This window comes from Mesorhizobium denitrificans (assembly GCF_003403035.1).
Taxonomy (GTDB): Bacteria; Pseudomonadota; Alphaproteobacteria; order Rhizobiales; family Rhizobiaceae; genus Mesorhizobium_G; species Mesorhizobium_G denitrificans.
In genome coordinates this window covers 25,565-35,750 of record NZ_QURN01000024.1, presented here as the reverse complement: position 1 = coordinate 35,750, position 10,186 = coordinate 25,565, and the positions used below count along the sequence as shown (strand labels likewise).

General features: G+C 58.2%; 11 protein-coding genes and 1 pseudogene. 7 read left to right on the top strand and 5 right to left on the bottom strand.

Translation table 11 applies throughout. The features are described 5' to 3' along the window. Positions 1-70: 70 nt before the first annotated feature. Genes DY251_RS20325 through DY251_RS20315 form a run of 3 tightly spaced genes read right to left on the bottom strand, consistent with a single transcriptional unit; the run spans position 71 to position 1,924 of the window. Entirely contained in the window at positions 71-349 is a 279-nt protein-coding gene (locus DY251_RS20325; protein WP_116625733.1) for a hypothetical protein, read from the bottom strand. Further along, positions 333-1,670, bottom strand: coding sequence for a type II toxin-antitoxin system HipA family toxin (locus DY251_RS20320; RefSeq protein WP_116625732.1), 1,338 nt, complete (start codon positions 1,668-1,670; stop codon positions 333-335). Before DY251_RS20320 ends, DY251_RS20325 begins: the two co-directional genes overlap by 17 nt. Further along, positions 1,670-1,924, bottom strand: a complete 255-nt coding sequence (locus tag DY251_RS20315; protein WP_116625738.1) for a helix-turn-helix domain-containing protein — start codon at positions 1,922-1,924, stop codon at positions 1,670-1,672. Before DY251_RS20315 ends, DY251_RS20320 begins: the two co-directional genes overlap by 1 nt. A gap of 217 nt (positions 1,925-2,141) precedes the next feature. Between DY251_RS20315 and DY251_RS20310 the strand changes: the two genes are divergently transcribed. From DY251_RS20310 to DY251_RS21995, 4 genes and pseudogenes are all read left to right on the top strand, one after another. Beyond that, positions 2,142-2,333: a type II toxin-antitoxin system Phd/YefM family antitoxin gene (locus tag DY251_RS20310; protein ID WP_116625731.1), complete on the top strand. Its 192-nt coding sequence runs from the start codon at positions 2,142-2,144 to the stop codon at positions 2,331-2,333. Positions 2,334-2,366: 33 nt separating this feature from the next. Next, on the top strand, positions 2,367-2,705 hold the full coding sequence (locus DY251_RS21685; RefSeq protein ID WP_281004489.1) for a type I restriction-modification system subunit M N-terminal domain-containing protein: 339 nt from the start codon (positions 2,367-2,369) through the stop codon (positions 2,703-2,705). 9 nt (positions 2,706-2,714) lie between these two features. Then, a pseudogene (locus DY251_RS22000) lies at positions 2,715-3,659 on the top strand (N-6 DNA methylase); the annotation flags it as partial. 883 nt (positions 3,660-4,542) lie between these two features. Next, complete coding sequence (locus DY251_RS21995) at positions 4,543-4,776, top strand: ThiF family adenylyltransferase (RefSeq protein ID WP_425373325.1); 234 nt, start codon at positions 4,543-4,545, stop codon at positions 4,774-4,776. A gap of 487 nt (positions 4,777-5,263) precedes the next feature. On the opposite strand, the gene DY251_RS20295 is transcribed toward DY251_RS21995, so the two are convergent. After that, positions 5,264-6,229: a LysR family transcriptional regulator gene (locus tag DY251_RS20295; RefSeq protein WP_116625729.1), complete on the bottom strand. Its 966-nt coding sequence runs from the start codon at positions 6,227-6,229 to the stop codon at positions 5,264-5,266. A 130-nt stretch (positions 6,230-6,359) separates the two neighbouring features. Here DY251_RS20295 and DY251_RS20290 point away from each other — a divergent pair, with 130 nt between their 5' ends. Together DY251_RS20290 and DY251_RS20285 are read left to right on the top strand one after the other, a co-directional pair. Then, positions 6,360-7,226 (top strand): pirin family protein, encoded by an 867-nt coding sequence (locus DY251_RS20290; protein ID WP_116625728.1) that lies wholly within the window; start codon positions 6,360-6,362, stop codon positions 7,224-7,226. Between the two features lie 104 nt (positions 7,227-7,330). Beyond that, on the top strand, positions 7,331-8,020 hold the full coding sequence (locus DY251_RS20285; RefSeq protein ID WP_116625727.1) for a hydrolase: 690 nt from the start codon (positions 7,331-7,333) through the stop codon (positions 8,018-8,020). 157 nt (positions 8,021-8,177) lie between these two features. Here the strand turns inward: DY251_RS20285 and DY251_RS20280 are convergent, their stop codons facing one another. Continuing rightward, positions 8,178-9,113, bottom strand: coding sequence for a GlxA family transcriptional regulator (locus DY251_RS20280; protein ID WP_116625737.1), 936 nt, complete (start codon positions 9,111-9,113; stop codon positions 8,178-8,180). Between the two features lie 169 nt (positions 9,114-9,282). On the opposite strand from DY251_RS20280, the gene DY251_RS20275 reads away from it, so the two are divergent. Beyond that, complete coding sequence (locus DY251_RS20275; RefSeq protein WP_116625726.1) at positions 9,283-9,972, top strand: alpha/beta hydrolase; 690 nt, start codon at positions 9,283-9,285, stop codon at positions 9,970-9,972. Positions 9,973-10,186 lie beyond the last annotated feature (214 nt).

Here is a 10,186-nt window from a genome sequence, read left to right as displayed (position 1 = left end):
ACCGTATTGACCCCAGCATGACTCGAAATCCATAATCAGAGGTGGCTCACTTCTCGATGGAAAACCCGGCTCACTTCTGAGTGGAAATCAACAGAGCGATGGCATCTGCCGCATGCTTACGAGTGCTGAGAGCGTACTTGACCGTGCAGTCCTGCCCATAATGGTTGTCGATAACGAGCGTCAGCGCGCCTTTGCGCGTCTCCGAAGAGGAGATGCGTGAGAATTCAAGTTTGAGAACCGGCCCCTCCGGCTTCCATTCTCCATGGAGGTCATCAAACTCGGGGCGCTTGTCCCAGATCAGCGATCCCCATCCAAGGATCGCAATGTGCAGATCAGCTTTTTTTGTCACCAGTGCCTCCCTCAAGGAATTGTTCGATCATCCGTGTCCGGTCTTTGAGCGGAGCGGCAATCGAGTCGACCAGCTGGGACGGAAAACCTTTTGGCAATTCATCAATCGTGGACTGCATCGCTTTGCCCGTGGTCGCAGCGAACTCCTCGAAGATCGCCCGCAGGGCAGCGGTGCCTATGCCCGCCTCATCGGCGGTCTGCTGAAAATGACGCGGGACAATCTCATCGAGCGCGTAGTGATTGTTCTTGCCGACCGACATGGCGAGCTTGAACTTCCTGCGCGCGATCTGGCCGCTATCAAGGCTCGGCTGCGTGGTCAGTACATCGTAGAGCGGCGTCATGTGGAAGCGTCCGCCCGGCGCGAGAAAGATGCTGAAATTCTTGGCGTGCCCGTCTGTCGCGCCGATCAGCCAGAACAGGATGCAGGCTCGCATAAAGGCGGCTGTGTCCTCATCCGGCCTGTCGCTGGCTTTCAGAAGCTGGATGATGGCGCGCATTCCCGGACCGCCTTCGGACTGGTACTTGCGTGTGGGCGGGATGGAGAGAGCCTGGCACATATCCTCCTGCGGCAGGCGCAGCAGGCGTCCATTACCTGTCCAGCGGCGGTCAAAGCGCTCGACAATCAGAGTGCGGCGATCCCCGAAATCGGCAATCTCTGCATCAGCCGACGGCAGGCCGAGAGCAGCTGCCAGCTTCAGGCATAGATATTCATTTTCTACACTGTTGGAGAGGTCAACGCCGTCTGCGATCTGACCTATCTGCGGCTTGAGAATATGCGTGGTGGCAGCGGTACCGGAAGGTTTGAACCATTTTCCGTCCTTGCGCAGCAGCGCGGTCTTTTCCTGCGCACCCGCAATCGAAATCCGGAAATCCTCATCGTCGCCCACGCCGAGCGGGGCGCTCGCAAGGTTAGCAAGAAGTGCGGCGATTTCGTCATCGCTGACCGCTCTTCCTTCGACGCTGCCTGCGGTGCCGGGCTCGCTACCATCCGGCAGGAATTGAAGCGCGCCGACGCAGTCATGGCCGAGCGCGGTCAGCAGACTGTAGGGGTCTATGCCTTCCGCGCCCACGCGCTCTGCCACGCGCCTGCGGATCAGTTCGCTGTCCGGTAGCAGGTTATCAAAAACGTTCGTGACAGGCGCGCCGATATAGCGGCTCTCCCGCAGCGGCAGGGACAGCGACACCGGGAATGTCTCGCTCCAGTCGAGCCAGTCGCGAGCGTATGTGAAGTCGATAGCGCCGGAAGTTTCCCGGCGCAGCACGCCGACATGGCGGCTGTTCAGAAAGACATTGAGAGGCACATGCGTCTTGCGCCGCACCATCAGAATATATCCTCAATATCGGCAGCGCTGGCCTGCGTCCGGGGCCGGATCACTAGTTCGAGTTTGAGAGCAGACAGCGCCTCCATCAGGGTACGCAGCTGCACGGCTGGCTCCCCTGCTTCAAGACGCGAGATCGTGCCCTGGCGCAGATGGATCAGATCGCTTAAAGCGCCCTGTGTCAGGGCGGATTGTTTGCGGGCGCGGCGGATGATGGCGCCCAGCTGTTTTTCAGTGCGGGCAATGGAATCGGTCATGTGGGTCTCCATCGTTAATATACGCGAGGCCGTATAAATTGTCAATATACGCACTTGCGTTTAAATTTCTCTTATACGTGAGCGCGTATAGAATTGTTTTATACGCTTTTGCGTATATTATGATGGCAGATATGCACGAGCTGGAAGCTCGCTTTGGCTGTTGCGACCAATAGCTTAAATAGGCATTATGGACAGAATCGGGGCCGGGATCAGACCCATGAAATCCATGTCCGCAAAGGACGCCAAGAATGCTTTTGGCATGCTGATCGACAATGCGCGAGCCGAGCCCGTCATCATCGAAAAGCACGGCCGGAAGGTCGTGGTCGTGATCGCGGTTGAAGAATACGAGCGGCTTAAGGCACGTGACGATGCCCTGGCCGCCAAGACAGAATTGAAGGGGAATGGCTGACGTGGCGCTCAAAAATCAGAACTTTATAGCTTCCTGTGGTCGAGCTGCGATGAGCTGCGCGGCGGCATGGATGCCAGCCAGTACAAGGACTACGTCCTCTCACTTCTGTTCATTCGGTACATCAGCGACAAATACGCGGATGTTCCCTATGCGCCGATCACCGTACCCAAGGGCGCAAGCTTCGCCGACATGGTAGCTCTGAAGGGCACGCCCGACATCGGCGACCAGATCAACAAGAAGATTATCGCGCCGCTCGCAGCCGCGAACCAACAGCTGTCCCAGGCTGACTTCCCAGACTTCAACGAAGCCTCGAAACTGGGAGACGGCAAGGAGAAGGTTGAGAAGCTCACAAACCTCATCGCCATTTTTTAAGACCCGGCGCTGGACTTCTCATCCAACCGCGCCGATGGCGATGACATTCTGGGCGACGCCTACGAATATCTGATGCGCCACTTCGCGACGGAGAGCGGAAAGAGCAAAGGACAGTTCTACATACCCGCCGAGGTCAGCCGCATCATGGCGCAGATCATCGGCATCAAGTCGGCGAAAACCAGTGGCGATACCACCGTCTATGACCCGACCTGCGGCTCAGGATCGCTGCTGCCGAAAGTGGCCGATGAGGCAGGGACGAATGTGACGCTCTACGGGCAGGAAAAGGATTCTGCCACAAGCGGTCTCGCGCGCATGAATATGATTCTGCACAACACGCCCACCGCGATGCAAGGCAACACGCTCGTCGACCCAAAATTCCGTGACGGTGAAGCGCTCAAGACCTTTGACTACGTCGTCGCCAATCCGCCGTTCAGCGACAAGCGCTGGAGCACAGGGCTTGATCCGCTGCATGATGAGCATGATCGTTTCAAAGGTTTTGGCGTGCCTCCGGGGAAGCAGGGCGACTATGCCTATCTGTTGCACATTGTCCGGTCGTTGAAGAGCGCGGGTAAGGGCGCTTGCATTTTGCCGCATGGCGTACTTTTTCGGGGTGGAGCCGAAGCTGAAATTCGGCGCAGCCTTGTGCGGAAGGGATACATAAAAGGCATCATCGGTCTTCCGGCCAATCTGTTTTACGGGACCGGCATTCCGGCTTGTGTAGTTGTTATCGATAAGGAGGATGCGCAGGCGCGAAAAGGCATCTTCATGATCGAGGCGAGCCAGGGCTTTCTAAAGGATGCCGCCAAAAACCGCCTGCGGTCCCAAGACATTCACAAGATCGTCGACGCCTTTACCAAAAGAATCGACATTTCTGGCTATTCACGGATGGTGTCTTTCGATGAGATCGAAAAAAACGATTTCAACCTCAATCTGCCGCGCTACATCGATGGCCAGAAACTAGAAGATAGGCAGGACATTGAGGGCCATTTGAGGGGCGGAATCCCGCAGGCCGACATCGAGGGATTGCAACATTACTGGGCAGTGTGCCCGTCGTTGAAGAAGGCGCTCTTCAAAGAATGTCGTCCGGGATATGTCGAACTGGTAATCGACAAAGCCGCAATCAAATCAACCATCTTTGGGCATCGGGAATTCACAGCCTTCATTCACGGCATGAACAAGCATTTTGACGACTGGCGAGGACGCAATGCTGAGAAATTGAAAGCATTGAAACCGGGTCATCATCCCAAGAATGCGATCTTCGACTTGTCGGAAGACTTGCTGGCGCATTATGCGGCCAAGCCGCTGATCAGCAAGTGCGACGTGTACCAGCACCTGATGGATTACTGGGCTGAGGTCATGCAGGACGACTGCTACCTAATCGCTGCCGATGGCTGGAAAGCGGAAACTTATCGAATCATCGAAAAAGACAAAAAAGGCAAAGAGAAGGACCGGGGATGGGCCTGCGATCTCGTCCCAAAATCGTTGATCGTTGCCAAATTCTTTGCCGGCGAGCAGGCCAAGATTGATGAAATGACTGCCGAAGCCGAGTCCGTTTCAGCCGCCATTGCGGCACTGGAAGAAGAGCATGGCGGAGAGGACGGGGCCTTCGCTGAACTGGAGAAGGTCGATAAAGCAAGTGTTGCATCCCGTCTGAAAGAGATCAAGGGCGACAAAGACGCGAAGGAAGAGGCCGTCACTCTCAACGAGTGGCTGAAACTTTCAGCGCGCGAGGCCGAGCTGAAGAAGGAATTACGGGAAGCAGAGGCGGCGCTGGATTTGGCGGCCTACAAAAAGTACCCGAGGCTTACTGAGGCTGAGATCAAAGTCATGGCGGTCGATGACAAATGGCTTAGTGCGGTCGATTCAAGAGTGTATAGGGAGATGGATCGCATCAGCCAATGTGCTTGCGGGCATGACGGTTGCTATCGTGGGTCTTGGCGGCGTGGGTTCGCTGATTGCGGAGTATCTCGCCTGGCTTGGCGTGGGGACGATAGTGCTGATCGATCCCGACCGTATTGATCCGACAAACCTGCCGCGTGTGGTGGGCGCACGGCGCGCGGACATCTGGTAGGCGCTTACAAGCCCTTCAGCGCCCACCTGGCTACGTCGCCGGATGCTGAAACTGGCGACACGGAAAGTAGATATCGCCCGTCGCGTGATCAGGCAGGCCAACCCCCAGACCCGTGTAAAGGTCATTGCTGCGAACGTGCTTGAGCCGGAAGCGGCGGCCGCGCTGTTGGCGTCTAGCGCAGCATCGACGGACTTTACGCGGTATGACAGCCAGTCGCGTGCGGTGTCGTTTTCGACGCCGCGCGTTGATCCTGCTTGTACCGAATGCGGTTGCGGAAAGAGCGGTCGCCTAGGTCACGGCGCGTCCGGGCCGGAGCTACCGGTATTTGCTTCCTGAGCGTTGCCGCATGGATATCAATCAATAGGAAAAAAAACATATAGCGATGTCCAGTTTCATCTCTTCGGGCGCGCCATTTTTCCTGCATTGCAAAACCCAGCATTGCAGAACTAAGCCAGGCACTGCTCCATGATCATCGCGGGGAGCTTTCCTACAGGGCGCGAGCTTCGCTTCCGTGAGATGACGGGCCAGCATCATCGTTGTGCTCTTCCATTCGATTGAGCGTCCCGTACTCAGCCGCGAGAAAGTCCAACAATGTCCGCACCGACGGCAAGAGGCCGCGACGGGAAGGAAAGGCGACGTGGATGATGCCGGCCCTTGGAGCCCATTGGGGCAGGATATCGACCAGCCGTCCCGCCTCCAGATCCTCGCGCACCACCATCGTTGGGAACTGGCAGACACCGATGCCATCAAGCGTTGCGTGCCTGAGCGCCACCATATCCTCGGTCACCAGTCGCGGCTTATGTGGAATGGCGGCTGTGCTTCCGTCAGGGCCATCGAGGCACCATTCATGATCGGCTTGTGATGGCCCCCAGGCAAGACTCGGCATCGTGGCAAGATCGGCGGGCACAAATGGCCGTGAGAAACAGCCCTCCAGCAATGCTGGGCTCGCAACCAGCCGCTGATTGCTGTCGGCCAGCTTGCGGATGACAAGGTCACTGTCATCAAGGGGCGGAAAGCGCACCCGGATCGCGAGGTCAAACCCTTCGCGAATGACATCGACCCGTCGGTTTGTGCCTTCAAGATGAATCTGCACCTTGGGATGCGCCGCCATGAAGCGAGCGATCATCGCGCCGACCTGGAAATAGATGATCGACGGCGGGCAACTCACGCGCACTATGCCCTGCGGTTCGGCACGCATGCGCGCGATCGCCTCCTGCGCGGCCTCCGCCTCCACCATCATGGCCAGGCAGTGACGATAGAATTCCTGGCCGACCTCGGTGATCACGAATTGCCGCGTTGAACGCTGGATCAGGCGCACGCCGAGGCTTTCTTCCAGCAAGCCAATGCGCCGGCTGAGCCGCGAGCGCGGGATGTCCAGCTTGCGCGCCGCGGCTGCAAAGCCGTTATGCTCTACCACATCAACGAAGAAACGAAGGTCGTTAAGATCCAGCATGAGCGTTTCAACTGCTTTATTGTCCTGATTTTAGGACAGACTAGAGTATCGGCGCGGCTTCCGCAAACTTTGTAGCAATCATACTTTGCCTCCAACACGATTGCCCTTGCGGCGCGAAAGGAGAAACCCGATGCGAAAGATTCTCGGCATCTACAGCAGTCCAGCACAACATTGGGTCGGTGACGGCTTTCCCGTTCGCTCCATGCTGTCTTATGCCACGCATGGCGAACATGTCAGTCCGTTCCTGCACCTGGATCATGCCGGTCCGACGGCTTTCTCGCCGACCGACCATCCGCGTGGCGTCGGCGCGCATCCGCACCGTGGCTTCGAAACCGTTACCATCGTCTATGAAGGCGAAGTCGAGCACCGCGACTCGACCGGCGCGGGTGGCCTCATCGGTCCCGGCGACGTGCAATGGATGACGGCAGCAGCAGGCATCCTGCATGAGGAATTCCATTCTCAAGCCTTCACCGAGAAGGGCGGCACGCTCGATATGGTGCAGCTCTGGATCAACCTCCCCGCGAAAGACAAGAATGCCGCGCCGGGTTACCAGACACTGCTTGACGGCGATATTCCTGCCGTTGCTTTGCCTGACGGCGCGGGCGTGTTGCGTGTGATCGCCGGCGAATACCAAGGTCATAAGGGCCCGGCGCGCACATTTTCCCCGATTGACCTCTGGGATCTGCGCTTGAAGCGCGGCAAGGCGCTTTCGGTGGATCTGCCCGAGGGACACACCGCCGGGCTGGTGGTATTGCGCGGTTCGTTGAGCGTCAACGGCGGGGTTGCGGTGCGTGACGGGCAGTTCGTGCTGCTCGACCGCGAGGGTGGCGCTGTGATGCTTCAGGCCGATACCGACGCAAGCATACTGGTGTTGAGCGGCGAGCCGCTCGGCGAACCCGTAGCCATGCAAGGTCCATTCGTCATGAACACGACCGATGAGCTGCGGCAGGCATTTGCCGACTTCCGGGCCGGCAAGTTCGGCGCGATCGCGGCCTGAACAATCGCCCCTCGCTTCGAAGATGAAAGCGTGGGGCAGACCCCTGGCCGGAGAGGTGACCTCCGGCCCTCGTCCAATCTCGTAACCCAACAAGGAGAACTAAAATGGCTAACTCGAGCACAATTGCCAACTTCAACGGCCAGCGTCCGGTTATCGATGTCAACGATGCAGTGATGCTGCTGATCGATCACCAGAGCGGCCTGTTCCAGACCGTGGCCGACATGCCGATGCCGGTGCTGCGCAATCACGCGGCAGCCCTTGCCAAAATGGCGACGCTGTCCAAGATACCTGTCATCACCACGGCCTCCGTGCCGCAGGGACCGAACGGCCCGCTGATCCCGGAAATCCATGAAAACGCTCCGCATGCGCAGTATGTGGCGCGCAAGGGCGAGATCAATGCCTGGGACAATCCGGACTTCGTGGCTGCCGTAAAGGCGACCGGCCGCAAGACCCTGATCATCGCCGGCACAATCACTAGCGTCTGCATGGCCTTCCCGGCAATCAGCGCTGCCTATGACGGCTACAAGGTATTCGCCGTCGTCGATGCCTCCGGCACCTACTCCAAGATGGCGCAGGAAATCACGCTCGCCCGCGTCGTGCAGGCCGGCGTAGTACCGATGGACACTGCGGCCGTCGCGTCCGAATTGCAGAAGACGTGGAACCGTCCGGATGCGCAGGAGTGGGCAACGATCTACACCAAGATCTTCCCGGCCTATCAGCTTCTGATCGAAAGCTACATGAAGGCCCAGGAAGTCGAGAAGACGCACGAGAAGCTCGATTCTACACGCGCCTGATTAGCGCCAGACAAACGATGAACGCGGCGGGCCGAGCCCCGCCGCGTTTTTCATTTTCGTTGCGACGCTGATTTCCTGCAGGAAGCAGCCGCCAGCTTTCGCAGCTATTCCAGCTTTGAGCCACAATGCGTTGTCCGCGGCCATTATGCGACTGCGGTCAAGTTCCCCGGAATGATCTCCGCCACTGCGCAGGACTGACGCCATGTTGAGCCAGGAATTGTTCGCGGAAGGTCTTGGTGTTGCCGAACCCGGCATCGAGTGCCGCCTGATCAACCGATTTGTTTGTTGCTCCGAGATCGCGCCGAGCCATGAGCAGCCGTTCGTTGATCAGCCATTCGCCAAAGCTGACCCCCATGGTCTGATGAAAATGCCGCGTGAAACTGCGTCGGCTCATCGCAAGACTTGCGGCAAGCGTGTCGATTGAATGCTTTTGATCGAGATTCCGCACTATGTTGTCGAGCGCGTTGCGAAACCGTGCATCCCGCAGATTTTCTCCAAGCGGACGCTCAATGAACTGCGCTTGTCCGCCTGCCCGATAAGGCGGGGCCAGAATGTTGCGCGCAATCCGGTTGGCTCTGCGGGCACCGTAAAGGCGCCTTGCAATATGCAGGCAGCAGTCGATCCCGGCCGTTACGCCTGCTGACGTCAAAAGTTCTCCCTCGTCGACGTAGAGCGGCATGTCGTCCAGTTCGACGGCGGGGAAACGCTGCCGGAATTCCTGGGAGAACGCCCAATGAGTGGTCGCACGCTTTCCATCAAGCAATCCAGTCTCGGCGAGGATGAAGGCGCCAAGGCAGAGACCGACGATGATCGCGCCGTTTGCGTGCGCTTCAAGCAGCGCGTCGATGAGCGACGGTGTGGGAGGTTTGTAAGGGAGCCGCCAACTCGGGATAAAAATCACGTCCGCCTTTGGCAAATCAGCGAGGCTATGCGTCGTACAGATCGCAAATCCAGCGCTTGTACGGAGCAGTCCCGGTTCAAGGGCGCATACCCAAAGTTCGGGATCGACGCCCTCGCAATGGAGTTCGCCAAAAATCTCGCATGGCACCGACAGCTGGAAGGGGCGAACGCCCTCATATGCAAGGACCGCCATGATCTTTCGCTTTGCGCCTGCTGCCGCGCTTGTGCCCATTCTATAGCCCTCTACCCGTCGAGCGCGGTTCATAAATTGGCCCGATCTTTCCATTCTTTGCCCATCAGGCCACTGTGATCAACTCAGGGTTGCGTTAGTCTTCAGGCGAAACGCCAGCAGGAGACGGTATATGACGAAGCCAGCAATCATTCTTGTTCACGGCTTTTGGGGAGGCGCCGCGCACTGGGCGAAGGTCATCCCTGAACTCGCGAGCCAGGGGTATTCGGACCTGCACGCCGTCGAAATGCCGCTCACTTCGCTCGCCGACGACGCGACGCGGCTGCGCAAGATGATCGCGCAGCAGAAGGGACAGGTCTTGCTGGTCGGACATTCCTACGGTGGCGCTGTGATCACAGAGGCAGGTACTGCGCCCAATGTGGCTGGTTTGGTTTACATTGCCGCGTTCGCGCCTGACGCGGGCGAGAGCCCCGGTGGGATTTCGCAGGCCAATCCTCCAGCCGCCTTCGCCAATATCGCTCCCGATAGCGACGGCTATCTGTGGATCAAGCCGGACCTTTATCATGAGAGCTTCTGCCAGGACTTGACCAAGGAGGAGGCGCTCGTCATGGCGGTCACGCAAAAAGCGCCCATCGGAGCGACTTTCGGTGATGCGATCAGTCAGCCCGCGTGGAAGAGCAAGCCAGCCTGGTATCAGATTTCGAGTGCGGATCGCATGATCAACCCTGAAAACCAAAAGATGATGTCGGCCCGCATGAAGGCGAAGAAGGTCATTACTCTCAACGCGAGCCATGCGTCGCTGGCATCATGCCCCAAGGAAGTATCCGAGCTGATCGTCGAGGCAGCCCGCTCTCTCGGTTAGTGTTCGGTCGCGTTAAAAAGCGACACAGGCGCCCTGCTGATCGGGGCGCCTATACTTCGGAACGCTGATGATGGACACGCCAGCGTTCTCACACCATCTTGGTAACAGATCGTCGGGATATCCACCCGTCACCCAAAGCACGCACTTCTTGCGCACACATTCACCCAAGAGGGGAATTGCCGCCCTTGTGGCCTCTGATAGCGTTCGCGGTGGC